The following is a 25,882-nucleotide window of genomic DNA, read 5'->3' as shown; positions in this document are numbered from 1 at the left end:
GTTTTCAACTGAAGCTACACTTCATAAAACTCTATAGGCAGATTATCAGGATCTGCGATAAATGTAAACCGTTTGTTTGTGGCTTCATCTACCCGGATGGGCTCTACATGGACTTGATGTTTTCTCAGTTCCCTTATGGATTCCTCAAGATTTGCTACTGCAAAAGCTAAATGCCTTAGACCTGATGCTTCCGGTCTTGATATTCGGGATGGAGGTGATGGGAAAGAGAATAGTTCGATTACATACAGTCCATTTAAACTTAAATCTAATTTGTAGGAATTTCTTTCTTTTCGATATTCTTCCCGAATTATTTGAAGACCAAGAACTTCAGTATAGAAATTTTTAGAACGTTCATAATCAGAACAGATAATTGCAATATGGTGAATACCTTTCAGTTGGAGCATTTTTTCAAGATGGGAGCAAAGGGAAAAGAAGTTTTCATGGGTTAGTGTAACTCAATATTTATCATGGATATAGTATAATACTTTGGTCAGTTCGGTTTTTAATTCACTGCCCGAAATGGCGTAGTTATTCATCAGGCAAGAGAAGTGCAAGATGTTGCCACTTTTTGTAATCAGATAGCCACTAAGCGCATTACTCATTGATAACGTGCCGGTTTTGGCGTAGATGTAGGGAGGCTGGCCTTCATCTGAATGGTAGTAGTTTTGGATCGTCCCAGATTCTCCACCTGCTGGGAAATATGCCATTATTTTTTCCATTGGAACTTCTGATCTGATCTTGGCTAGCAAAGCGATAATGCTCCTTGGAGTAAACATGTTTTTGGAAGAAAGGCCAGAACCATCCACCCAAATAGGCTCATCAGGCAAGTCTGCTAACAGGTTTTCTTTCGCGTAAGCAATAGCATCAGCGGTACTGAGTTTATTGTCCAATTGATCAGATACCAAAAGCAAAAGTTGCTCAGCTAAGAAATTGTCAGAGATTTTCATCATCTGGGAGTAGATGCTATCGGCTGCTGCGGTAAGTAATTTCTTCGGTTCTTCGGCAAAGTAGTTGCTATTAGTAATGACCGTAATTTTCTTGCCAACTTCTTCTGAAAGTAATTGAGCTGCAAAATCTACAGAGGTAATAAAAGGAATATCAGTTTCAAATCTTTTCTCCGTTGCATCTGCAGTCACGAAGTAGGAGAACTTGTTTTCCAGATGGTCTCTTCGAAAGCTTGAGCTTGAATTTCCTCGTGGTTCTGTTAGTTCCATTGCGGATTCGAAGCGAGGTGGGTATATAGTAAATGCTGAATCCCCTTCGCTTTTTGCGAAGCGAACAATGTCTCCATATACGGGCAAAGCAGATCGTTCAGCAGCATAATAGGCATTATACCAGTCCCAAGACCAGCCTGATCCAAAAGCATCTACTTGATCAAAATTGTCAAGCAGGTATAATTTCTTTTCCTGATTTTTCAGGAAATCTATCACCTTGGTGTTTTTTAAATCTGGATGAAGCAAACTGGGATCACCTGTTCCCCAAAAAATAAGGGAATCACCCTTTTCCAAGTAATTCAAACCATTCACCAAACTGTCACCCAAAACTGTGTAGGAAGTGTAAAAGGTAAAAAGCTTGGTGTTAGACGCAGGGATAAAATACTTGTCTGAGTTAATATCCACCAGGATTTTGTCTTTTACTGGGTCCACAAGCATAAAACCTAGATGACCTTTATTAAAGACATCAGATTTGCTGAGTGACTTATTGATGCGCTGAACTGTGCAGGAGCTCAAGAGAATCAATAGGGCGATTAATAGGTTTTTCATTTGTATTGAGTTGTAGTTTTAAGTTAAATAAAAAAGTCTCCCATCTTTCGATAGGAGACTTAATACTAGAGTTAAGCATTTATTGGTCCCACCAGATTCTGTCGAGAAGTGAAACAGATGGAACGTTAGCTCCATTTCTGCTTATTTCACTGTCTGGGTAAGCCAATCTTCTAATGAATTCATTTCCTAAATCTGGATTTAAGTTTTCTGGAAGTGTCATGTCCTTGTACGCATAATCAAATCTTCTGGCATCATTCCAGGTTTCAGGATGTAGAAATAGTGCTACATATTTTTCCTTGAAAATATCTGCTATAGTCAAAGCGTCTGCTCCCATACTCACACTTGCATCAGCAAGGTAGGCAGCCTTTTCAGTCGCAGGGACGCTAAGCATGTCCATATGGGCATTTATTCCATCAAGATATGCAGCGTAAGCAGCCGCTTTATCAGTGTCAAAAGCAGCCTCTGCTTCTATAAATTTTAACTCCGCATAGGTGGCAATTAATAAAGGAGCTTGCCTGGAAGTATAATACTGTCCTTCCACCAATGTAGAACGGGCCCCTTGCTCAGGAGCATTTCCACGACCTGCGCCATTTACAGTGCCGATGAACTCTCCATCATCAGTAGTTCCCACCATCAGCTTCAATCTAGGGTCTACAGTTGGATAAGAAGTCCCATCCAATGCTTCAATAAACTGCTCGGAAATCCAGCCAGTCAATAGCAAGTTTGCATTATTAATTGCTTCTTGAGCCCATGGGTTGAAACGCTGCTCAAAGAACGTAACTGAGGCATTATCAGCATTTGAATCGAATCCATTTGCTGCTGCAGCAAGTACCTCTGAAGCACTATATCCAGATGATCCCTTCATGTGAATCATATAGCGTGCTTTCAGGGTGTAAGCAAATTTCAGCCATAAGTCTATATCTCCTCCATAGATAAAATCATCATTTCCGATAGAAGAACTGGAAGGTTGGTTCAGATTTGCTATTCCTTGATCTAAAAGACTAATCACATTGCCATATAGAACCTGATCGTCATCGTAGGCAGGAGTGACCGTGCTGAAGTTGAAACTTTCAGAAAATGGTACATCACCGAACAAATCAACCGTCATCCCTAGATTGAGAGCCATTAAGACTTGTCCTGCTCCAAGATATTGGAGAGCACCTTCGGCTTCTGCTTTTTCATTCATGGTATATAGATCAGTCATTACATTGTAAAGGCTGAACCACATGCTGCTAAAATTAAGTGGCTCCATGGTATCAGATCCACTTGCAGGATTGGGCGAGGCCAAATATTGCACGTAATTACTTACTGCGCTACCTTCTCTATACACATTCAAACTGGTCTCATATGTGATGTTGGTCATCAGACCAGAGATAGGTGCATCCTGAGGATTGTTTGGGTTCTCATTTACATCCAAATATGAATCACAAGCCGAGGCTGTTAGAATCAAGGATGTTCCCAAAACTGCTTTTATTTTATTATTCAATTTCATGTTTCTGTTGGTTTAGTGGTTATAGACCTAAATTCAAAGTAACGAAATAGCTCTGTACACCTGGGAAACCTAGCCCAGTGAACCCTATCGCATTTCCACCCGCTCCTGAAGAGAAGGACTCTGGATCAAAACCATCCCAAGGTGTAGAAAGGATAATGTTATTCGCTGCTAATGAAATTCTAGCAGATCTGAATGGAGTTTTTTCTAGTAGTTGAGGCTGTAAGCTGTATGCTAATGTGATGTTTCTCAGTTTAATAAAACTTGCATCATTCACAAAGTTTTCAGAAACACCTCTATAATAGTTTCTCCAGTAGCCAGCTCCATAATCTACTCCGTCCGGACCAACACCCTGCCCAAGCCAAACTTCTTTGGTGTTTTGGGATCCATCAGCTAGTACACCTGGGAACACCACAGTTTCATTTCTTCTATTGGAATCTTCCTGCTTTCCGAAAGCTGATAGGAAGTTGCCAAATTGATCATATTGATCGAGTCCTGTTCTAAAATCGATTAGGAAGGAAAGCTCGAGTCCTTTGTATGTGAATTGATTTCTCAAACCTCCAAAGAATTTTGGAACAGCATTACCAAGGATGATCTGATTACCGGTTCTAACTGGGAATCCATTCGAACCAATTTGTTGCGCCAACCCTCTATCCAATTCACTTGCTCCTTCAGTCATTCCAGGTCTTACATAGTAGCTTCCTGATATATTTCCATAAGCTTCCCCTTCTCGTAAAATCATTGTTACAGTAGATCCTGCATATCCAAATTGGCTTCCTACTACGATTTGATCAATTCCTTCTCGAATTGCCTTTACCTCATTTTTGTTGGTCGTGAGGTTAGCAGTAACATCCCATTTGAAATCTCCAGTTTCAATAGGAGAGCCACCTAGTACAATTTCAAATCCCTTATTTTCGATTTCACCTGCGTTGGTGATATAGGAAGAGAAGCCGGTTGCATCCGAAATTGGAACAGGGATGATCTGATCTGCTGCATTGGATTTGTAATATGTCACATCCAAATTCAACCTATTATTGAAAAATGCTAATTGGGTACCAAATTCTATAGAAGTCGTTTGCTCTGGCTTCAAATTAGGATCACCAAAAGTTGAGTTTTTAGAAAAACCGACTTGACCGTTCAGTGGAAATATTGATGGAGAAACGAAGGTCGCTCCTAAGATATGGGGATTAGTATCTTTACCTACCTGTGCCCAAGATCCTCTTAGCTTACCAAAAGTAATCCAAGATGGTAACTCCAAATTTTCGCTAAATACGTAGCCAAGGTTTACCGAAGGGTAGAAGAATGAGTTATTGTCTTTTGGTAGTGTAGAGGAGATGTCATTTCTTCCGGTTACGTTTAAGAATAGAAAGTTTTTATAATCTACCATTAAATCACCGTAGAAACCTACTAATCTTCTTATGCTCTTTCCTTGACTAGCAAATATTTGAGTAGTGTTGCTAAGGTTGTAGAATCCAGGGATTACAAAGTTTGAACCTGAAGCTGATACTCTATCATATCTTCTTTCGAAGACATCATTACCTAACCTCAATTGCGTATTCCAATCACTATTCCATTGCTTCTTCAAGGTGATGTAGAAGTTGGAGTTTAAATCTTTACTGTTAATGCGGGTTTCCTCCATATATCCAGTAGAGCTTAAAGCTAGTTCACCATCAATTCCCATTGGGCCAGGAGTGATTTCTGTTCTGCTATCACTGTAAAAGTCTGTGCCTAATCTGTAAGACAACATTAGCCAATCGGTTGGGCTGTAATTCAGATTCAAGTTTCCGATTAAACGATTTACATCATCCTCATAAGTTGCAAATCGAGCATCATATATAGGATTGGTATTACCGTAGGTTTTCATAGTACCATCCTCATTAATGTAGTCAGTCACATCAGTTGTTTCTGACCAATACATCATTCTTTCTAAAAATCTGTCGTGAGGAACTCTATTCCCTCCAGAATTAGAATAATTAATCGACCCTGAAAAGTTGAATTTCTCGCTTGCTTTTACCGTGCCAGAAAGTTTGGCTGTTGTTCTTCCCCATGTAGAGAACGGTATGATTCCTTCTTGGTCCAATCTACCAAAGGAACCATAAAATGTAGCTTTTTCATTACCTCCTGCGATACTCACACTATTGTCAATGGTAGTTCCGGTATTGAAAGCATTTGTCCAGTTGTCCTGATAGACGTAGCTAGGATCATTTTCGGCAGCTATGTTTGCTCCCCAGGAAGGCCAGAAACTTGAGTCATCTCTTTCTCCGCTAAAACCTTGGCCATATTGGTCCTGTAATGCTGGTTTTTTGACCAACTCATCTACTCCAAATGAGCTGGATACATTTACTTGAATTTGTCCTGCTTTACCTTTTTTGGTAGTAATGATGACGGCACCATTCGCGGCGCGCACTCCATATAAAGCAGTCGCTGCTGCACCTTTTAGCACAGACATAGTCTCTATATCATTGGGATTGATATCAGCAATTCTATTCGTCATACCTCTAGGGGTACCACTAGATTCTACAGTCGAGTTATCAACTGGAACACCATCTACCACAAATAATGGTTGGTTATCTGCACTTGGATCCAGCGAGTTTATACCTCGAATGATAATTCTTGCTGATTGTCCTGGAGCGCCTCCAGAGTTCGTCACTTGCACACCCGCAACTTGCCCTTGCAATGCATTAACTATATTCGGTTGCTTGGAAGTTGTGATTGCTTCAGAATCGATACTTTGTGCAGAATAGCCCAGGGATTTTTTCTCTTGGGAGATACCAAAAGCTGTTACAATAAATTCATCTAGATCTGATGCAGATGTAGCTAATGCAACATTTATAGTTGATTGTGAACCAACTGTTAAGCTTTTTGAATCAAAGCCTATAAAAGAGAAAACCAATATAGCATCTGCATTTGGGACATCAATAGTGTAATTACCATCTAGGTCAGTTACAGCACCCGTATTGGTACCTTGTATCAAAATACTAGCCCCTGGAAGTGGTTGCCCATCTTCTTGAGCTGTTACTTTTCCTTTTACCGTTTGCTGGGCATAGAGTGGAATACTCGCCAGAAACCCTAAAAGAAAAAGCAAGGTCATTGCGTAGTTTTTCTTCATTTGTTTTTAGTTTATAGATTAAAATTGGTTTTGCTTTAATTTCTTGCAGTTACTTGCATTTTTTCAATGAGCTAAATGCTCGGGATATATTCAATTTTTGGTGTTTGAAATAGCATGTTGTTGATTTAAAGAACTTCTTGGCCTGAATTGCTAAGGCTATTCTTTTAAACCACTTTTGCGATATTGCACGAAAATCTAACGGTTTACTAGGTCTTTCATTACCACCATTGCATAAATTACGGATAATAGATTATTTATTTCAATTTTTTGGGTGTGATTTTCATCAGATTGGTGATATTTTCTTTTAACTCAAATAATATTTGCTTTTGCTTGTTTGTGCTGTATTAAATTTTTTATTCAAGCAATTCAATGCTAGCTCCATTTTAATAGACAAAAAAAAGACTGCCTAGAAAAGGCAGTCTTTTTAAACCTTGAAAATAAGTGCGATTACTCCACCGTATTTATTTCTTTGATGGTTTCTGTTACCACTTTCTTTCCATCTTCATACTGAATTTCTTTTTTGATTTCAACTTTATCTGTCATAATTCCGCCATGTGGACTTTGGCTGATATGCGGCGCAATAATCAGGGCTACGATGGACATCAGTTTGATCAAAATATTCATTGATGGCCCCGAAGTGTCCTTAAAAGGATCACCTACTGTATCGCCGGTCACAGACGCTTTGTGCGGCTCAGACTTTTTGTAATACATCTCACCGTCGATCTCCACGCCTTTTTCAAAAGATTTCTTTGCATTATCCCAAGCTCCACCGGCATTTGACTGGAACATCCCCATTAGAACACCTGAAACTGTCACCCCAGCCAATAAGCCACCAAGCATTTCTGCAGAGGAAACTTGCTCAAATACACCTTGGAAGCCAAATCCTACCAAAATAGGAGTGATCAGTGCAATGGCACCTGGAAGAAGCATCTCACGGAGAGAGGCTTTAGTAGAAATCTCTACACATTTATCATATTCAGGCTTAGCCTTATATTCCATAATGCCTGGAATTTCTCTAAACTGGCGCCTTACTTCATTTACCATATCCATCGCAGCTCTACCTACTGCTGCTATAGCAAGGGAGGAGAAAATATATGGAATCATCCCGCCTACAAATAACGCAGCCAACACTGGGGCTTTGAATATATCAATGGCATCAATACCAGCTACACCCACAAATGCAGCGAAAAGTGCGAGGGATGTCAATGCTGCCGAAGCAATTGCAAATCCTTTACCCGAAGCTGCAGTAGTATTACCCACAGCATCCAGGATATCTGTGCGTTCCCGAACTTCCTCTGGGAGTTGGCTCATCTCTGCAATACCACCAGCGTTATCTGCAATCGGCCCAAATGCATCAATAGCAAGTTGCATGGCAGTGGTAGCCATCATTCCTGCGGCCGCAATCGCAACCCCGTAAAGACCAGCAAATGCATAGGATCCCATGATTCCACCTGCCAAAACTAAAATCGGAAGAACTGTCGATTCCATGCCGACAGCAAGACCTGCGATGATGTTTGTCGCATGACCGGTTGCAGACTGATTAATGATGGACTTGACTGGACGTTTGCCCATGGCAGTATAGTATTCTGTAATGATGCTCATCAAAGTTCCGACCACAAGACCTAGGATAATTGCATAAAACACGTCCATGTTAGTGAAGTCATATCCTCTTATAGATAAGTTCTCTGGAAGCATGTACTTCACTACAAAAAAAGAGGCAATACCCGTAAATACTATAGATGACCAGTTTCCCATATTCAAGGCATGTTGCACATCACCTTTGTCATTTTTGATGGTCACAAAGAACATTCCCATGATAGAGAATACGATGCCCAATCCTGCCAAAACCATTGGAAGTAGGATAGGAGCAATTCCTCCAAAATTATCTACTGAAACTATCTCTCGTCCCAGCACCATAGTCGCTAGGATAGTGGCTACATATGATCCAAACAAATCGGCTCCCATTCCGGCCACATCTCCTACATTATCACCTACGTTATCAGCAATGGTTGCGGGATTTCTGACATCATCTTCAGGAATGCCAGCTTCAACTTTACCTACTAAATCCGCCCCTACATCGGCCGCTTTGGTATAAATACCACCGCCAACTCTTGCAAAAAGTGCAATTGATTCTGCTCCTAGAGAAAAGCCTGCCAGTACTTCAAGCGCTTTTTCCATTTCTACCCCATTTACGCCAGCACCTACACTTTGTACATACATGTTATAGAATAAGATAAATAGTGAACCTAATCCTAATACGGCCAAACCTGCCACACCAAGTCCCATGACAGAACCTCCGGTAAATGATACTTTCAGGGCGTGTTTCAAACTTGTCCTGGCTGCTTGGGTGGTTCTCACGTTCGCCTTAGTAGCTATATTCATTCCTATATAACCTGCGAAAGCTGAGAACACCGCTCCAATCAGGAAGGAGATCGCGATCACGGGACTGGAAGTCTCTACAGACATTCCCGACCAGGCCAAAAGAATCACTGCGATGACTGCAAAGTAGGAAAGTACTTTCCATTCTGCTTTCAAAAATGCCATGGCCCCGTCAGCTATGTATCCAGCGAGTTCCACCATGTTTTTATCACCTGTTTCCTGCTTAGTAACCCAAGCGGATTTAATGGCCATCACAATCAGGCCCACCAGTCCCAGCGCAGGGACTCCATAAATTAAAGCTTGTTCCATAGGGTATATCTTACTGTTAATTTTGAATTTGTTAATTGAGCAAATATATAACTTCTCACTTACCGACCAATCGCAGAAGATTAGAGTCTAATATGCTGTTTTTGAGAAATTTATTAGTGATTATTCAATGAAAGTTGCAGTCGGTTTCAATTTCATTGTGAATTTTGCTAATCCGTTGACAATTCGTGAATTAGTGAAACATTTGAAAAACTTAATCGCAGGAAATTTTTAGGGATATTTTCAAAAACCAAAAAGGTAATATTATAGAAGATAAGTAGGTAAAATCCTCCAGTTTGTAGTAGTGTTTGTTTTAAATTGCTAAAATTCAATTGTTTAAATGTTCGAATTTCAATATAAATAGTAAATTAGTTTTCTTTTATCTATAAAAATCACTGTAAAGCCTGTGGATATACTTCTCGATACTTTTGAACTGGCGATTAGAAAATTGTTTGCCGAGCGATTAAATCCAGACGTTTGCTACCATAATATAGACCACACCTTATCCATTGTAGCTAAGGTGAAAGAAATCGGGGTATACTATAATTTAGAACAGGAGCAGTTAGACGAGTTGTTTTTGGCCGGCTGGTTACATGATGTAGGCTATTGGAACGGGGTTGCGATGGATCATGAATTGAGAGGGGCCGCATTTGCCAGAGAATTTTTGAAGCAGTATGATGTCAGTGAGGAGGGGATTGAGCGTATTTGCGGAGCTATCCTAGCGACCAAAGTCCCTCAGCAACCTCATAATCTCATGGAGGCTATCATTTGCGACGCTGATCTATATCATTTGAGTTCTGATCAGTGTTATGCTCAAACTTTACTGCTAAAAAAGGAAACTGAACAGTTAAGTGGAAATTCTATTGAGCTGCTGGATTGGCTCAAAAACAGTGAAAAATTTATGATAAATCACCATTATCACACGGAATACGCCGCTAAATTTTTTCAACAAGGAAAAGAGGAAAATTTAAGATTTCTGCGGACCAAAATAGAAGAATTGGCTAAAGCGGAGATTTAACCTACCTAATAGGCAAATCCTTCCAAGTACTTACTAGCGCTTTTTGGCTGAGAATAGGGCTGGCTGGGATTGAAATAATTCCAGACAAAATTTGAGATTTCCCTAGTGATTACCCATGCTTCATTATCATAATTCCAACTTTGATCCTCATTGTTGTTTGTAAAAATTGCACAGAGATAATCTCCTTCTGGAGCATTGACCTAAAAGACTTCTGAGCGCGAGGAGTTGTCTGAAATTTCTTTAATCGATGAAGTCAGTTCCTGGTCTAATGTGTTCTGCTCCTGAAGTTTAGTTGTAAAAGCCAAAATAAAAATGGATAGAACCAATGCGCTTTTTAAAGTCATAAAATTAGGAGTTTGGAAAATAAATATGGTGAATTTTGGCCTCAATTCTTAAGTTTAATAGATCTTACATTGCTTTTGCTACCTTACTGGTAGAAAAGCGGATATACATTTTTTAGATAATCCAACCAAGGATTTACTCCGCTCAAGTTGATTTCTTAAGCTTTTTGGAGTAGAATGACTGCTCGAAAGCACATTGTGATAGTTTCGTGATGATTAGAGTATAACTTCCGCACTCATATTATTTTTCAGATGAAAAAAGTACTAATAGTAGAAGACGATCCCAATATCAGCCAACTGATTCAGATTCATCTTAAGGATCTGGATTATGAAATAAAAGTCAGGAATAATGGGAGGGAAGGGTTTGAAGAAGCAAATTCCAATTCTTACGATTTGCTTATCCTGGATATCATGCTTCCCGAAATGGATGGTATAGCTATTTGTCAACGACTGAGAGCATTGGATAATTTCACTCCAATTCTAATGATTACGGCCAAATCGGAGGAAATAGATAAGGTGATCGGTTTGGAATCCGGTGCTGATGATTACATCACCAAGCCATTTAAGATCCGGGAATTCATCGCCAGAGTCAAAGCTATCATGCGCCGTCAGGATCAGTTCGCAATACTTTCAGCTAATGAGGTCAAACTGATCAAATTCGAGTCTCTGGAAATAGATGAGAAAAAACGAAAGGTCTTGCTCCTTCAAAAACGCGTGGATTTGACTCCAAAAGAGTTTGATTTATTAGTGCTCATGGCAAAGAATCCTGGGAGAAGTTATTCCAGGGCTGAATTGCTGGAATTGATCTGGGGGTATGATTTCTCTGGCTATGAACATACTGTAAATGCGCATATTAATAGGCTTCGAGCAAAGATCGAAGCAGATCCTAATAATCCGGTTTATATTCTAACTACCTGGGGAGTAGGATATAGATTCAATGATGAATTTTAAGCTACAGCTATGAAAAGTCTATTTCTGAGAATTTCTCTCATCTTCATTCTGGTATTACTGATTGTTGGTTGTTCATATGTTTTTATCACTGCTACGACCGCTCAGCGCTATTTTCAGGAAACTACCCAGCGTCTTAATGCCACAGTCGCGGAATACATGATTGAGGAGGTCAATCCTTTTGTAGATGGAGAAGTGAATGAAGCCGCCCTAGGTACAATTATGCATTCCATGATGGCTGTCAACCCAGGGATTGAAGTATATCTGCTGGACCCAACTGGAGAAATTATTTCCTACGTTGTTTTGGATCAGCTAGTCAAGTTAAAACGAGTCGATTTAGCTCCAGTTAAAGAATTTATCGCCGCCAAAGGTGATGATTTTGTGATGGGGGATGACCCAAGAAATCCAGGTGAACAATCGGTCTTTTCGGCCACTGCTGTGTACGATGATGAGAAGTTACTCGGCTACGTGTACATTATTTTGGCTAGTGAAAAATATGAAACCATCTCTTCTGGCGTATTAGGGAGCTATTGGATGCAGCTGACCTTCAATTCTATTCTGATCACACTAGTGGTGGCATTGCTGATTGGCTTAGTCCTGATCGCATGGCTAACTAGGCATTTGCGCACCATAGTTAAAACTGTGGAGCGATTTAAGGATGGAGATTTGAACGCAAGAGTGCCAGATTATAAGGCTAACTCAGAATTTTCTGTGTTGGGTGAGACTTTTAATCACATGGCTGATCGGATTCTCCATAATATAGAGGAACTCAAAAATGTAGATTCTTTACGTAGGGAGTTGATTGCCAATGTGTCTCATGACCTCCGCAATCCTCTCGCGATTATAAATGGCTATATAGAAACCTTGCAGATGAAAGGAGAGTCCCTTTCCCAGGAAGAAAGGGAGAGCTACCTGAAAATCATCGGAAACAGTACGGATAAGCTCACCAAATTGGTTGCAGATCTTTTTGATTTGTCCAAGTTGGAATCGGGACAAATGCAGGTGAAGAAAGAGAACCTGAATATTCAGGAGTTGCTTCAGGACAGTAGTTTGAAGTATGAGCTTTTGGCTAAGTCAAAAAACATTTCAATCGACACAAGCATTTCCTCTTCGTTGCCCATGGTGAAAGCTGATCTTTACTTACTTGATCGTGTGATCCAAAATTTGCTTGATAATGCAGTAAAATACACTCCCAATGATGGAGAGATCAGTATTGAAGCAAATTCTGTAGCTGGAGCAGTACAGGTGAAAATCAAAAACTCAGGTGGAGGAATTCCTCAGGCAGATTTGGAAGCGATTTTTGATCGCTATTATATGATTGACAAGGAGCGGGAAGGAGTAGAAGGCTCAGGACTTGGCTTGGCCATAGTAAAGAGAATCCTGGAAGTCCATGGATCAGATATTTACATCCAATCAGATTCCAATACGTATACAGAATTTATATTTGAACTTCCAACTTAGTTTTTTTTGGTAATTGAGTTGGTATTCAGGAATAAAAGTTTCAATTTTTTGAATACCAAACTGTTATAATTCTGCTGTGATGAAAAGTATCTGTATACTCTGTCTTTTTGGTGTTTTCCTATTGATGAATGGATGTGTTGAAGATCTTGAGAAGGAAACAGATGAACTGACAGGGAGATGGGAAAATAGCTTTCCTGACCCTGATGACAGCACCAGCGTTCTAGTTTTATACTATGTGATGAAAAGCGACGCTACTTTAGAAGAAGGATATCTAAAAAGAAATCTACAAAGTGGTGAAGAAGGATATTTGTTTTTAGCAACCAGTGAGTATGCCACCAAAGATGGATTTATAGAGTTTTCCGATTACACTACCTTCAGAAGCGAATCTGAATCAGGGAATCTCGAATACATTCCCAAAGAAGAACTTGTACGCTATGGTACTCCAATGTCCCGAAAGATGTCTTACAAATTATTGGAAAATAACCAGGTATTGTCTGTCTATCAGGGTTGCCCCGCTGATCTTTGCTATGATGTTCTATATGACAAACTTTAATAATGCATTTCAAAAGGAGATTATTTAGTTGGGCTGTAACTTTTTACGGTAGAAGTTTGCCTACTTAAGCTCAGCAAAGCCAAATGGAATAGCCGCTGCACCACACCATAGGATTCCGTGTGAAAACTTTGAATCTGGAAAGTTGGCTAGTTTGAAATAGTGTTCTCCAGGTTCATTCACGACAGCTACTAATTGGAAGCTTTCCTTTTCTGAAAGTGTTAAGTCTTTTGATGAAGAAAGATAGACGGTGACAGTTCCGGTATGAAAACTTGAAGTAAAGTCACTGCCAAGTTTGATAAAGTATGAACCGCTTTCGTCGGTGACCAAATCTATCATTCCCTTGGTGTTGGAGCCACTTTGAGAGGTGAATGTTCCTGTTTTAAGGATTTCTACTTCTCCTGTTACTTTCACTGATCCGGGAATACCGCTAGTGTCATCAGGGATGATGGGATCAGAGTCTTTTGAGTTATTACATGCACTGGAAAAAAGAAGTATTGAGAATACAAGTGAGTAAGTGATAGATAGTTTCATGATTACGAGAGTTTAAAGTTGGCTAAGTCACGGAAGAGAATTCTATTTCTGCTGTAGTTGATAATCCCCTTTTGCTTCAGATTAGACAAGGTTTTGGTTACAGTTTGCCTACTGGAGTCAGAAAGTAAGGCAAAATCCTCATGGGTTAGGTTGATTTTCAGAAGGGTTTCGTCCCCATATTTCTTTCCTAATTTCACCGCAAGTTCTTTTAGTACAGCTCTGATTCGCTGCTCAGCATCACACGAAATAAGGCGTTCGTGTCTTTGAGCTGATTCTAAAGCTCTATCAATTAGTTTTTGGTTTAAACTTCTTTGTTCGTGGAAGGATAAATTAGCAAAGCTGCCCACTTTTTGGATCAGGGTGCCATCTTGGATTGCTATCGCATAGCTCAAATTTTGTCTTGGAAAGGTTGAGTCAACTTCGCCTTCACCGATAATTTCGCCTTCTCCTACTATTTTCAAGATGGTTTGAAGGCCATTTGGAAGCGTTTTTTGCAGCTTAACGATTCCTTTTTTTATAAGATAAAACCCTTCTGAGTGCTGATCTTGCTTATAGATGCTTTGTCCTTTGGAGTAACTTTTGAAAACAGGGAAAGTAACCTGGATTGACTCTCTCGAGGGTTGTATTAGACTAGTATTCATTTTTTCTGTGGTTTATGTTCGTAATAGACTCCCAAGCCGAAAACTCCTGAGGAGTAGATGTTTTTTCGCTCGAAAATCCAATCGTTGTAGTTTCTGTAGTTCAAACTCATATGAATGTTTTTGTAAACGGGCATACTTGCCCCAAAGCTATAGCCAGTATATTCGGTCCCGTCACCTCGGACAAAGTCCGTTGCTACTTCCACTTCGTTCACAGATTTGAGTCCATTTAATCGGGCATTTACCCAAACAATGTCCGCAATGTGATAGCCTATCTCCGCACCAATGGCAAATTGGTCAGAAAAGGAAACGCCTTCGTACTGAGTTCGGAAATTATAGGAGCTGAAGAGATTCCCATAGAAAGGAATGGACGGAAGTGCAAAAGAAGTGGCCAATGTTGTCCAAACATTGAATTCTCCATCTCCAGATGGGAGATTGATTTGTTCAAAGTCATTGACCTTACTTTTGGCAAAATGATTTGCCCTTCCTATTGGAAGTTCAGGGGCCACGGAAATACTCAAGGGGAAATACTTTTTGAGAAGCGCGTGCTTGAACTCCAACCGTAAGTCACCGATGCCGCTTACTGTCTCAGTAGTTTCAAAAGCGTTCCAGGTTTGTAAAGGCCAATTGGCTATAATCGTGAATTTGTCAGTGACTCCATACTCCCCATAGAAAACCAATGATTGCTGTGAAAATTGATTCGTTTTCAGCAGTTCTCCTTCAAGAGAATAGTAATCCTTTGATTTCAGCGATTGAAAACTGAGTTGGTAAAATCCTTCTGTTTTTTCTTTGGTCCACCCACTTTGCGCAGTTATATCCAAAGAAATTAAACACATAAACCCAAGGACAACTGCCTTGAGTTTAGAGGTAAGTGAGCGTTGGAATTCCATGTTTTGTTATTGAAGTGGAGCATTTCCGAAAGGAATCCCTACCGATCCACACCACAATAAAACGTGGGTGTATTTGGCGGTGCTTACTCCGGATGGAATAGCGAAGAAATTTTCCCCAGCCATTCTTACTGGACCAACAACCAATAAGTCAGGATTTCCGTTGCCTGGGTCTGCCATAAAAGTCGCAGAAGTGGACAAGTAAACAGTCACCGTACCAGTGGCTAGTGCAGTATTGAAGTTAGAGCCAAACTGTAAAAACTCCTTGCCCTCTGTGTCCAGCCCTAACCCGGCAGTTCCCATTGATCCAGCTCCGTTTTGATCTATGAATGTGCCGCTTCGAGTTACATTCAGAGTGCCTGTTGGTGTGGTTGGATCTATAGTGACTGGATCCGTGTCGTCTGCACATGAGACTAAGCCTAAAAAGGCTACATAAAATAGGATAAATACTTTTTTCATGATTATGAGGTTTTGATTTATTCAAAATTGCTCTCAGGATATCACAAAAAAGTCACGGAAGAATAAACAATTTATACCTAAGGTTCTTTTCTTTGGAGAGAAAAACAGCATAACTATGAAACTTGACGATAAGCAGATTTCCGATTTTTTAGAATCAAATGATAAGATAAACGAGTATAATCCTATCCTGAAGTCACTTTGGTATGATGGAAATGGGAACTGGGAGAAAGCTCACGATGAGGTAGATAGTCTAGGTGGACAAGATGCCGCGAGAATCCATGCTTATTTGCACAGAAAGGAGGGCGATCAATGGAATGCTGATTACTGGTACAGAAGAGCTGGAGAAAGTAAGCCAAATCTCACTTTAGATGAAGAATGGGCGGACCTGCTCAGTCGCTTTTTGAAATAGTGCTGAAAAAGTATAACCAAATGGATTCGTGAATGTTACATACACATGAAATCCTTGGTTTTACTAGTGTATCTTTTTTTTATGGTGACCAACGCTGTCAAGACTATTGAAGAATACAGGTGGGAAAAGCGAATCGTGATCACAAATTTTGAGAACATGAAACTCGATCCGATTCTGGAAGGAAAGGGTGAAAATATAGATCAGAGAAAGCTTTTATTCGTTGAGTTTGAACACGGTGAATACATCAAAAATACGGAACAGGATGTAGTTGATCCCGCTGGATTTCTCAAGGTGCTGTCTCGTAACAGCCAAAATCCCGAATGGGTTTTAATAGGATTAGATGGAGGTATAAAAGCTTCTGGTAAGAGAGATGATTTTTCTTTAAACCGTATTTTTCAATTGATTGATCAAATGCCGATGAGGAAGTCAGAATTAATTGGTGATTCTACTTTTTTCAAGTAAAATATTTCAGTTTTTACCTGAAAAATACCCTACATAGGGTATTTTTTTGCTTTATCTCAGGTGGTAAATTTGAGTTACGTAAATCTTATTCCTATATCTATGAAATTCTTTTACCTTTCTTCCAATCCAAACGACAATGGCATACATGAAGTGCACGATCGAGAGTGTGAGCATATTCCGAGTGCCTATGACCGGGACTACCTTGGACCATACAATTCAGGCAAAGAAGCCTTGAGGAAAGCATTGGTTATCAAAGAGAAGGTAGGTTTATGTGAATCTTGCTGTATTCCAAAAGAGAGATCCTATACTTCCAATGTGAGCGATTAACGAGTCTTTTCCCACATCTACACTTTCAAATGAAGGGTGATTTTATTATTAAAGCCAAAAGCCTCAGGTTCAATTAAATATTTTATCCTGAGGCTTTTGGGTTTTAAAGGACGTAATTCAATAGGCAGCTAACCCAGCTGCCGCGGCAATTCCATCTTGAGCTGAGCTGGCACCTGATATTCCGATTGCTCCAACGACTATACCGTCTTTAACTATTGGAAGGCCTCCTTCAATAGCTACTGCATTTGGGAGAGTGGCTATTCTACCTCCTCCTTCAGTCTTCATTGCATCTTCAAAAACTTTTGTAGGACGTTTGAAATAGACAGCAGTTTTGGCTTTACCTAGGGCAACATCAATGCTTCCTATTTGTACTCCATCCATTTTGCGTAAGGAGATCATATGGCCTCCTGCATCGAGGACCACGATCACCATGTTCCAGCCTTCAGCTTTGGATTTTGCTTCTGCAGCATCTGAAATTCTTGTTGCATCCTCAAGCGTTAAATAAGGCTGTAAGTTGGTCTGAGCATGGATATACAATGGGAAGAATAAAAGAACTAGAATAATTAACTTTTTCATAGGTGGGTTGGATTATGGTGGAATTAATACTAAGTCTGAATTTAATATTTTTTTGGAGGTATAAATGAAAGCATTAACTTGATAAGTGTATTAACATTCAAACCTTAAACCCAATATTATGAATTTAACCTCAAGAAGAAACACTTTGAAATCTCTTGCCTTAGGTGCAGGAGTAAGTTTGTTATCTCCTTTTAGTGTATTGTCTTCTACTATATCAAGAAAGGATAAGCTCGGCGTAGCTTTGGTTGGACTTGGCTACTACAGTACTGACTTATTGGCTCCAGCTCTAGAAAAAACTGAAAAATGCTATCTCGCTGGCATAGTCACTGGTACTCCATCAAAGGCAGCTATTTGGAAGGAGAAATATAAAATACCCAAGGAGAATATCTATAACTATGAGAATTTTGATTCTATTGCTGCAAATCCAGCTATAGATGTGATTTACATTGTGTTGCCACCATCTATGCATATGGAATATGTGATAAGAGCAGCTAAAGCAGGCAAACATGTATGGTGTGAAAAACCAATGGCTGTTACAGTCGAAGAGTGTCAGGCAATGATAGACGCTTGTAAGAAGGCCAATGTCTCCTTATCAATTGGCTATCGCTGTCAACATGAACCTAATACGCAGGCATTTCAAAAAATAGTAAAGGAACAAAGTCTGGGTAAGGTTTTAGGCCTAGATTGTTCCGCTGGATATCGCGAAAACCGTACAGATCACTGGAAGCAAAAGCGTGAAATGGGTGGAGGGGTGATTTATGATATGGGAGTTTATTCTATTCAAGGAGCAAGACTTGGATCAGGTATGGAGCCAGTTGCAGTGAACTCTGCTAAAGTCTGGACTGAGCGGCCGGAAATTTATAAAGATGGTTTGGGCGAAATTGTTGAGGCAGAATTGGAGTTTCCAGGTGGTGTAATAGGCACTATCAAAACCTCATTCGGTGGCAATATGAATTTTCTGAATATCAAATGCGAAAAGGGAATGATAGAAATGCAGCCTTTTTCTGCCTATGCAGGTAATAAAGGTAAGAGTCCATTAGGTGAAATAAATTTTCCTTTTCAGCAACCAATGGAACAAGTTTACCAAATGGACAATGATGCACAGACAATAATGGATGGCAAGCCTCAGTCTGTTCCGGGAGAAGAGGGATTAAGAGATATTCGAATTGTTCAGGCTATTCTAGAGTCTGCTGAAACAGGCGAAAAAGTGATGATTTAAGTCCCTGAAAATACATCTTGGGGAATTTTCAGTTCATTTAGAGGTAATTTGTTAATTTTTAACCAAGATATTTTAGTTAATTTTTTGCATATAATATTGCCGAAAATTGAATAAAATGAAGGTTTTAATGCAAACGCCATTTTTCTGCACTAAAAATTAAAAATAAACGCTCAAACACTTCTAATGGCACTATAAATGATGTTTATTGTGTCTAATTACATTTTATAACCAACCAATAAAACGATTATGAGCAAACACCAAGAAGTGAAAGATTTGGTCGATTCTTTAGAAGCAGACTTTGCGAAATTCTACGAAAATGGCAACAAGGCTGCCGGTACTAGAGTAAGAACTGGAATGCAGGCACTTAAAAATCTTGCGCAAGAAATCAGAGCTGAAGTAACAGCGATGAAAAACGCAGCTAAATAAGCAGTTTAGCGACAAACGAAAAAAAGCCCCGAGAGAATTTTCTCTCGGGGCTTTTTCATGAATTTATTTTTAAAATTATTTTGCAATAATTCCGTCCTTGATCAATTGATATTCTACAGATTGGGCAAAAGTTTTCGAGAATGATTCAATCGTGGAAGGGTTGGTAGTTTCAGATTGTGCTGACCAAACCAAAGCTTCTGTTTGTGCATCATACAGATTTATCTCTAAGTAATAATTTTTGTCTGTTGCATAGTATCCTGGATCGTACATTACTGGATTGTAGTAGGAGTAGTATCCATAAAATCTACCATAGTATCCACCATAGCCCATAGGCGAGTACATGGTAGTTCCTGGTACATATCTCGTTTCAGATGTTTGATCCAAAAGCGCAACAGTAAGAATTGCGTCGTGCCCAGCAGCTTGAATTGCAGAGACTACTTTCTCTTTGTTTTCAGGGGTAGCTTTGAAGCCTGGAGGGATGATGTCAAAGCTACTGTTGGCAGTTATACCATCCTCTTCTAGAATTGCATCTATATCATTTTCTATGGTTTGTCTGGCAACTAGTTTGTCTGTCAACGCAGTAACAAAAATGTTGCTATATCCTCCTGCTTTTGCTTCAGGAGCTTTCCATGAACCTGTGATTTTTGTGCTAGGTGAGCATGCGGCCAGTGTCCCTATTAGCACTAAGGCGATGAATGAATTTAATTTCCTCATTATTTGATAGTTGTTTTAATTAGTTATTACTGTCTATTGACTCAAATACTTCTTGCACTGCATCTTCGATGGCCTCTTGTTTCTTTTCCTGTTTTGATGGGATGATTTTGGAAACTACTCCTACCCAGGCAGCTTCATTTGTCTTAGCATCTACTAAATGAATTGAAAGAGTGCCCTCTTTGTAGTTATTTACCACAATTTCTTCGCTTTGCCATGTATAGTTTCTTTGCCCTGTATACATAAAGGGATCGGTGGCGAGACTTGTTTCACGAGTTTGTTCTTTATTCTCGATCACAATTCCAAGGTTAATTTTCAACTCAGGATCTGAATTATCTTCTGAAAGGCCTCTTGCAGCGAGCTGCTTTGCTATTTCCTGTTTAAGATAAACCACAGACTGGGAAAAAGCTGGAACTTCAGTTTCACTTTGATCTACTTCTAGAAAAGAATAAGTCTTATACGTAGAAAGCTTAAAATCGTCATAAAGTCCGGGCTCAACTGTGACATTTGTAGCAGTACAACCCATAAACATAATTATCAGAATCAGGAGTGGTAAAGTAGACTTTGTCATGATTAATATGAATTTATATAGCTCTAATTTACTAAAGAAATATGATTTAAGGAGGTATGAGTTCAATACTAATTTAATATAATTTAGTTTGAATTTTGACCTCCAAAAGAAACTGTTTAATCATCAAGAGATCTAAAAGGAAGAAAAATCGGCAAGTAGAACTAGTTGTTTTACTTGCCGGATTATTGCTTAACTATTCAGTAGTTAATTATCGTATGAAAACGATACCAAAATCAAGCCCTACAGTAGATTGACCATCTAAATTGCTGCTGCTAAATGATTGGTAGTATTTGGCTCCTAATCTGAACCCTACATTTTGTGCTGGTCTGTATAATATTCCGAGTTCAGGTCTCAAAGCAAATTGCCAATGAGTTTCCTCTGAAGAAAAAACACCCATATCAATTCTTCTATCATGCGCTATTGTCCCAAGTCCCAAACCAGCATATGGTCTGAATTCACCAGTTCTGTTAGCAAAGTAAGTACCTGTGACTAAAATAGGATAGTTGTTTTGATAGCGGTATTGAACTCCAGATAGAGAGGCTGATCCTTCAGTATATACTTTGCTTTCTTCTCTTTTGTATAAAGTATAACTACCTATTTCTCCACCTATAGCAAAATTAGGTTTAATGAATCGTTGGTATTCCAACTTGATCCCTCTGCCAGAAACCTGGTCTATGTAATCTGAAGTGGTACCAGTTGGGATACTTACAGAATAGTTGATTGAGAAGAAGGATGATTGGGCTTGCGCAACTCCAGCAACTACCATTACCAGAAGTGCTGCTAATATGATTGACTTTTTCATGATTATTTAGCTAGGTATGGTGATTGAGAAAATGCTTGGTCAATAGATGTATTAATTCGACTGTTAATTGCAGAAGTACTTCCTTCTAGCAAACCATTGATTACTGATGTCCAAACAACAGGAATCTGATCATTTTCCGAGATATTATTAGGGTCGGTCATCTGCAGCAATACTGTTCCAGTACGCACAGAAGATACTTGCGGTGGGTAATACCCAGGGTAGTACCAGCTCCATCCTGGACCCCATCCTGGATAGAACCAGTTCCAATACCACCAATCGTAGTAAAAGAAAAGCTGGTCTGTCTGAATCACTGAGGGTAGAATAATCAAATCAGGATTTGCACTCTTATCTACCTCGGTGTACCCCGCATTTCTCATATTAGTTCTAATTGAAGCTAATATTGCAGCGGTATAGCCTGGAGAAACATATTCCGGCTCATAATTACCACCTGCTCCGTTGATAAATTGCCCTTCGATTTTGACAATCTTATCCGGAACAGCAAATGTATTATTAGAAGCAAAATTATGGTTGACATCGTAATTGGTATAGACGACATCCAATTCGTCTATATACTCAGCCCCATCAGGAGTACATGACAGCAGCATGCACCATCCTAATACTCCTATTCCTAGTAGTTGTAGTTTTTTAAGCATAAAATTTATTTTGGTTTGTTTTCTTATTGATCTATGAATGGCAATTCCTGTTGCATTGCATTCCTAATCGTATTGTGGATATAGGTGTCTATTTGCATAAACTTGGCAGCATCGAATGCTGAGGTAGCTTTCTTGAATTTTTTATAATATGCTGAATGAAGTTTAGATAGCTCCAAGTCATTTTTAAATGTTCGCTTGGCTAAGTTATCTGCTTCTTCCTCACCGATAATCTCATATTCTGTCAAAAAATCGTTGATGATATTCATGCGTTCTCTAGCTAAAAGAGTTCTTTCTGCCTCATAGGCCTGATATATCGTCCAAAAACCAGGAGCTACAGATTCTGGTAAATCCATATAGCCTTCGATGATTTGTTTTTTGTCCATACCAAAAGCGGACTGAATAATAGTGATCTCATCTTCCAATTCGCTTTGCGCAAAGGATGTTTGGAAGGAAATGAGAATTAAGAACCCTGAAATTAAAAGTGCTTTTTTCATAAATGTTGGATTTAAAAACTGAAAACATCTTAAAGACAAAGTTATACTTAATTAAGTTTTAGAGTGAAAAAAAATGAAGGAATAATCCTAAAAACTATTAAAATTAGGCGTCAAGGCCTAAATATAGCTAAAAGGACTCGTTGATATTTAAGTAAAAGCCTGAATTACCTTTTTGTCCAAATCCATAATCAGCCGTTATAGTGGTACGCTTTTCTTTATTGATCATTACCCGTAGCCCCACCCCGTATCCTGGATTGATGGTTTCCATGAGTTTCTCTCCTGTCATTTTACTACTGAAAGAGGCCGCATTCAGGAATATAGTACCTCCAAAAAGATCTTTGTTTTTCATGAGTGGGAAGCGGTATTCTACTTCTGAGTACAGCATGTTTTCACCTCTGAATCTTCCTTGGGAATAACCTCTGCCACTTCGCCCAAACATATCCCAGCCAATACTCGGTAAATTCATATAAGGCAGATCTCCTGATACCAAAAAGTTTCCCATCGCCCATGCAGCTATAATATGTCTTTTCCGAGTTTCACTTAGGTTGAAATAATGTCTATAGTCAAGTAGGAGTGTAGAAGAAGATTTGTCAGACCCTAGAAACTCCGGGTTGATTTTGTAGGAAATCATAGCATAATTATGCTCATAGGGAGAGACTGCTACATCACGATTCTCCATGATTCCATTTAAGGAAATTCCAGATAAAGTGTATTGATCTACTGGAACTCCTATAGATTCATTGTAGTAGTCATGACTAAATTCAGCATTGAAGTCTATCAAGTCATCGCCTATTAGATAACTTTCAATTTTTTGATGGATATCCAAATGATACCCAACACCAAGGTAGAATTTGCTAAACCCTACTCTCCGCAGTATAGTCTCATGAAAGCGGATCAACGTAAAATCCATCTGCTGCTCTCCAACAATCACTGACTCTTGGCCGATTTGTTCAAAATCAAAGTCATTCGGAGTGGAGCTACCTAGGCCATAAGTAGGCTGTGATGTGATGAAATAGCGCCAATCACCAATCAGATTCCACTGATCGTCAGCTAGAAATACATTACTCTTTGAACTAATAATCCACTGCTTTTTAGTGGTGTATAGAAAGTTGAAAACCAAATTTGATTGGTGGGTAGATATGGGATCTCCCATAAACCAAGAAGTGGAAGCTGCCACACCAAACATCCAGCCATTGGCGGGATTGTATGCAACGGCAGGCAATGGCAAAATACTGAAATTGTTAATCCGATTTGGAGTATAAGTTATCGTGTCAATTTCCTGCGCATTCACACTAAGACCTGCTATGCAAAACAAAAAAATAAGCTGGAGCTTTTTCATTAGAATGAAATGTCTAGTTGAAGCCTGAAACGTAATTCATCGTCTTGAGGAAGTTCCTTATCTTGGAAAGTAAATCGAGTAAGTTCTGTGGTCAATTTATTTTTATGTCCAGAAAAGAACCAGTTAAAAGCTACTGCTGCCTCTCGTTGTTTATTACTTGTAATCTCTAGATCTGGATTAACTACTGCATACCTAAATGCTATTTCCAAAGGCTCTGGCCAGAAATTCAGCGCTTGATGAACAAGGTAACCTGCTGTTAAATAGTATCCACCAAGATTAGTCTCTATTTCGTCAAAGTTGTCGTAGATACTTTTACGATGAAATTCACTTGACCAAGAGAAACCTTTATAGATAAATGCAGACTCTATCTGATACTGTTTCACGGTGTACTGACCATCGTTTGTGCCTTCATATCCAGAAAGATTTCCTCCTCCTGAAGTTGAAAACCTAGTGTAAGGACTCGTATTGGTCACAGCAGCTATGGCAATAATTGCGGCTGGTTTTTGAGATATTTTCAAATCACCTCCAGAAAAAGGCACTTCTCTGCCTAGGAAATTCCATTGAAATCTACCGAAATACATCATTTTGGAATCGTCATTTTGACGTGCACCTCTTCCCAGTCCGGTTAAAATAGCTGCCCAATAGTTGAAATTCGCAATTCCTCCTCCGTTTAAATTTCCATAGACTTCTACTCCCTGTTGCCTGTCTACTGTAAACTTCCTATTCAATAGTGATCGATCTACAAATTGCTGATCTCCACTGCTAATAAATCTTTCTCGTGTGAATTCCACCTTCCATTGTCCAGCTTTAAAGTTTAACCAGGGCCATTTTTCGATCATCACCCTGTAGTCAAGGAGAAGGCTTTGGGATAGCTCGTATTCGAAGTAATATTTTATCCAAGGCTGGTAAGCATGACCACCAACTTTTAATCTAGCTCTATTTATCTTAAAGACACGTTGATCCTGATTTCGGAAATCCGCGAAAGTTATTGGATCCTGATCATCAGGCAGTGCAAACCTAAGTTGTAATCGGGCTGCGATTTGCATTTCATAATTACCGTCTTCACTTTTAAGAATAAATCCCTTTGAGGTATGATTGAGAAATGATTCCTTTTTTTCAGTCTTTGTTTGAATGCTATCTGATTCTTGGGCAATTGAAGGTGTAAATCCTATAATTAGAAGTAAACACAATACAACTGTTCGAGTGGTAGTTAAGAAATGCACTTTGACTGATTATTAAATGAAATGCTTCGTAATTTGAAGCGCAAATAACGCAAAAACCATCGAGAATAATTGGGGTTTCTCGATGGTTTTCAATTGAAATGGGATTTTGAAACTATTTTGCAGGCTGAGGTATTCTAAAAACCAAACCTCCCTCTAAGCCAAATTGATATAAGCTGGAATAACTTGAAAGACCTCCTCCAACTCCTCCTGTACCAAAGTAAAGACCGCCGCCAATAGCTTGAGTTGCTGAGAATAATGAAGCTTGAACTCGAATAGCAATATTTTCGGCTAACCAAAAATTAGATCCTCCACGGATATTCCAGGCAAACTTTGTGGCAGAATTTTCATTGCCATTGTCGGGATTTGAAACATTAAATATACCCAACCCAAAACCAGCTCCAGCAAATGGCTCTACGATTTCATTCACCTTGAAATACCTCGTGCCATTCAACATGATCCAGTTGATGGCCATATCGAAATCAGTGTTTTGGATTTGTCCCCCAAAAATGCCACCATCTTGATAAATCGTAGGCGCATTAGTGTCTTGACGTAGATATTGAAGTTCGATTGCTCCTTTATTTGGGATATGGTACTCTATCCCTGCTCCCCATCTCAATCCATCTTGAATCTGACCGTTGAAATAGGAACTACTAGAATAATATGAATCTACATTATCTTTAAATACATACCCAGCGTAGGTGTTGATTCTTAATTCCTGTGCATATGATATGGCTGTAATCGCGGTAAGCAAAAAGAGGGTTGTGAATACCTTTTTCATCTCATTGAAA

Annotated in this window: 27 protein-coding genes; 9 read left to right on the top strand and 18 right to left on the bottom strand. The window is 39.3% G+C overall.

The features are described 5' to 3' along the window. Positions 1–14 precede the first annotated feature (14 nt). From gloA2 to QOL76_RS09285, 5 genes are all read right to left on the bottom strand, one after another. Entirely contained in the window at positions 15–404 is a 390-nt protein-coding gene (gloA2, locus tag QOL76_RS09305) for an SMU1112c/YaeR family gloxylase I-like metalloprotein (protein ID WP_283412682.1), read from the bottom strand. 51 nt (positions 405–455) lie between these two features. Beyond that, a complete protein-coding gene (locus QOL76_RS09300) occupies positions 456–1,763 on the bottom strand; it encodes a D-alanyl-D-alanine carboxypeptidase (protein ID WP_283412681.1) in 1,308 nt (435 codons plus the stop codon). 79 nt (positions 1,764–1,842) lie between these two features. Continuing rightward, the gene (locus tag QOL76_RS09295) at positions 1,843–3,255 is read right to left on the bottom strand and encodes a SusD/RagB family nutrient-binding outer membrane lipoprotein (protein ID WP_283412680.1); all 1,413 of its coding nucleotides are present in this window, start codon (positions 3,253–3,255) and stop codon (positions 1,843–1,845) included. A gap of 19 nt (positions 3,256–3,274) precedes the next feature. Beyond that, on the bottom strand, positions 3,275–6,361 hold the full coding sequence (locus tag QOL76_RS09290; RefSeq protein ID WP_283412679.1) for a SusC/RagA family TonB-linked outer membrane protein: 3,087 nt from the start codon (positions 6,359–6,361) through the stop codon (positions 3,275–3,277). Between the two features lie 447 nt (positions 6,362–6,808). After that, on the bottom strand, positions 6,809–9,049 hold the full coding sequence (locus QOL76_RS09285) for a sodium-translocating pyrophosphatase (RefSeq protein WP_283412678.1): 2,241 nt from the start codon (positions 9,047–9,049) through the stop codon (positions 6,809–6,811). A 403-nt stretch (positions 9,050–9,452) separates the two neighbouring features. Between QOL76_RS09285 and QOL76_RS09280 the strand changes: the two genes are divergently transcribed. The 4 genes from QOL76_RS09280 to QOL76_RS09265 all read left to right on the top strand — a co-directional run bounded on the left by QOL76_RS09280 (position 9,453) and on the right by QOL76_RS09265 (position 13,367). Further along, a complete protein-coding gene (locus QOL76_RS09280; protein WP_283412677.1) occupies positions 9,453–10,064 on the top strand; it encodes an HD domain-containing protein in 612 nt (203 codons plus the stop codon). 593 nt (positions 10,065–10,657) lie between these two features. Further along, complete coding sequence (locus QOL76_RS09275; RefSeq protein WP_283412676.1) at positions 10,658–11,356, top strand: response regulator transcription factor; 699 nt, start codon at positions 10,658–10,660, stop codon at positions 11,354–11,356. Between the two features lie 9 nt (positions 11,357–11,365). Beyond that, positions 11,366–12,814 (top strand): sensor histidine kinase, encoded by a 1,449-nt coding sequence (locus QOL76_RS09270; protein ID WP_283412675.1) that lies wholly within the window; start codon positions 11,366–11,368, stop codon positions 12,812–12,814. Positions 12,815–12,893: 79 nt separating this feature from the next. Further along, positions 12,894–13,367: a hypothetical protein gene (locus QOL76_RS09265; RefSeq protein WP_283412674.1), complete on the top strand. Its 474-nt coding sequence runs from the start codon at positions 12,894–12,896 to the stop codon at positions 13,365–13,367. 60 nt (positions 13,368–13,427) lie between these two features. On the opposite strand, the gene QOL76_RS09260 is transcribed toward QOL76_RS09265, so the two are convergent. Genes QOL76_RS09260 through QOL76_RS09245 form a run of 4 tightly spaced genes read right to left on the bottom strand, consistent with a single transcriptional unit; the run spans position 13,428 to position 15,882 of the window. Beyond that, entirely contained in the window at positions 13,428–13,898 is a 471-nt protein-coding gene (locus QOL76_RS09260) for a hypothetical protein (RefSeq protein ID WP_283412673.1), read from the bottom strand. A gap of 2 nt (positions 13,899–13,900) precedes the next feature. After that, positions 13,901–14,539, bottom strand: a complete 639-nt coding sequence (locus QOL76_RS09255; RefSeq protein ID WP_283412672.1) for a Crp/Fnr family transcriptional regulator — start codon at positions 14,537–14,539, stop codon at positions 13,901–13,903. Beyond that, positions 14,536–15,426: a hypothetical protein gene (locus QOL76_RS09250; RefSeq protein ID WP_283412671.1), complete on the bottom strand. Its 891-nt coding sequence runs from the start codon at positions 15,424–15,426 to the stop codon at positions 14,536–14,538. Before QOL76_RS09250 ends, QOL76_RS09255 begins: the two co-directional genes overlap by 4 nt. A 6-nt stretch (positions 15,427–15,432) precedes the next feature. Beyond that, complete coding sequence (locus tag QOL76_RS09245; protein WP_283412670.1) at positions 15,433–15,882, bottom strand: DM13 domain-containing protein; 450 nt, start codon at positions 15,880–15,882, stop codon at positions 15,433–15,435. A 115-nt stretch (positions 15,883–15,997) separates the two neighbouring features. Between QOL76_RS09245 and QOL76_RS09240 the strand changes: the two genes are divergently transcribed. The 3 genes from QOL76_RS09240 (at position 15,998) to QOL76_RS09230 (ending at position 17,080) form a co-directional block, all read left to right on the top strand. Next, on the top strand, positions 15,998–16,291 hold the full coding sequence (locus QOL76_RS09240; protein WP_283412669.1) for a hypothetical protein: 294 nt from the start codon (positions 15,998–16,000) through the stop codon (positions 16,289–16,291). A 45-nt stretch (positions 16,292–16,336) separates the two neighbouring features. Beyond that, the gene (locus QOL76_RS09235; RefSeq protein ID WP_283412668.1) at positions 16,337–16,753 is read left to right on the top strand and encodes a DUF4174 domain-containing protein; all 417 of its coding nucleotides are present in this window, start codon (positions 16,337–16,339) and stop codon (positions 16,751–16,753) included. Between the two features lie 99 nt (positions 16,754–16,852). Then, positions 16,853–17,080 carry a hypothetical protein gene (locus QOL76_RS09230; protein ID WP_283412667.1) on the top strand — a complete coding sequence of 76 codons (228 nt, stop codon included), beginning with the start codon at positions 16,853–16,855 and terminating at the stop codon, positions 17,078–17,080. A 117-nt stretch (positions 17,081–17,197) separates the two neighbouring features. Here QOL76_RS09230 and QOL76_RS09225 read toward each other — a convergent pair whose 3' ends face one another. Further along, on the bottom strand, positions 17,198–17,656 hold the full coding sequence (locus tag QOL76_RS09225) for a GlcG/HbpS family heme-binding protein (RefSeq protein ID WP_283412666.1): 459 nt from the start codon (positions 17,654–17,656) through the stop codon (positions 17,198–17,200). Between the two features lie 118 nt (positions 17,657–17,774). Between QOL76_RS09225 and QOL76_RS09220 the strand changes: the two genes are divergently transcribed. Next, positions 17,775–18,875 carry a Gfo/Idh/MocA family protein gene (locus QOL76_RS09220; RefSeq protein ID WP_283412665.1) on the top strand — a complete coding sequence of 367 codons (1,101 nt, stop codon included), beginning with the start codon at positions 17,775–17,777 and terminating at the stop codon, positions 18,873–18,875. Between the two features lie 246 nt (positions 18,876–19,121). After that, on the top strand, positions 19,122–19,301 hold the full coding sequence (locus QOL76_RS09215; RefSeq protein WP_091691154.1) for a histone H1: 180 nt from the start codon (positions 19,122–19,124) through the stop codon (positions 19,299–19,301). 75 nt (positions 19,302–19,376) lie between these two features. On the opposite strand, the gene QOL76_RS09210 is transcribed toward QOL76_RS09215, so the two are convergent. The 8 genes from QOL76_RS09210 to QOL76_RS09175 form a co-directional block, all read right to left on the bottom strand. Next, positions 19,377–20,015, bottom strand: a complete 639-nt coding sequence (locus tag QOL76_RS09210; RefSeq protein ID WP_283412664.1) for a hypothetical protein — start codon at positions 20,013–20,015, stop codon at positions 19,377–19,379. A 19-nt stretch (positions 20,016–20,034) separates the two neighbouring features. After that, positions 20,035–20,583, bottom strand: a complete 549-nt coding sequence (locus QOL76_RS09205) for a DUF4136 domain-containing protein (protein ID WP_283412663.1) — start codon at positions 20,581–20,583, stop codon at positions 20,035–20,037. A 208-nt stretch (positions 20,584–20,791) separates the two neighbouring features. Continuing rightward, on the bottom strand, positions 20,792–21,385 hold the full coding sequence (locus QOL76_RS09200; protein ID WP_283412662.1) for an outer membrane beta-barrel protein: 594 nt from the start codon (positions 21,383–21,385) through the stop codon (positions 20,792–20,794). 2 nt (positions 21,386–21,387) lie between these two features. Then, positions 21,388–22,038 (bottom strand): DUF4136 domain-containing protein, encoded by a 651-nt coding sequence (locus QOL76_RS09195; protein WP_283412661.1) that lies wholly within the window; start codon positions 22,036–22,038, stop codon positions 21,388–21,390. A 23-nt stretch (positions 22,039–22,061) separates the two neighbouring features. After that, a complete protein-coding gene (locus tag QOL76_RS09190) occupies positions 22,062–22,532 on the bottom strand; it encodes a hypothetical protein (protein ID WP_283412660.1) in 471 nt (156 codons plus the stop codon). 127 nt (positions 22,533–22,659) lie between these two features. Further along, positions 22,660–23,871 carry a BamA/TamA family outer membrane protein gene (locus QOL76_RS09185; protein WP_283412659.1) on the bottom strand — a complete coding sequence of 404 codons (1,212 nt, stop codon included), beginning with the start codon at positions 23,869–23,871 and terminating at the stop codon, positions 22,660–22,662. Next, entirely contained in the window at positions 23,871–25,094 is a 1,224-nt protein-coding gene (locus QOL76_RS09180; RefSeq protein ID WP_283412658.1) for a porin, read from the bottom strand. Before QOL76_RS09180 ends, QOL76_RS09185 begins: the two co-directional genes overlap by 1 nt. A 112-nt stretch (positions 25,095–25,206) precedes the next feature. Continuing rightward, positions 25,207–25,872 (bottom strand): outer membrane beta-barrel protein, encoded by a 666-nt coding sequence (locus QOL76_RS09175; protein ID WP_283412657.1) that lies wholly within the window; start codon positions 25,870–25,872, stop codon positions 25,207–25,209. Positions 25,873–25,882 lie beyond the last annotated feature (10 nt).

Source organism: Algoriphagus winogradskyi, from assembly GCF_900182815.1.
GTDB lineage: Bacteria > Bacteroidota > Bacteroidia > Cytophagales > Cyclobacteriaceae > Algoriphagus > Algoriphagus winogradskyi.
The sequence above is the reverse complement of the archived record's forward strand: the minus strand, read 5'-3'. Positions and strand labels throughout refer to the sequence as shown.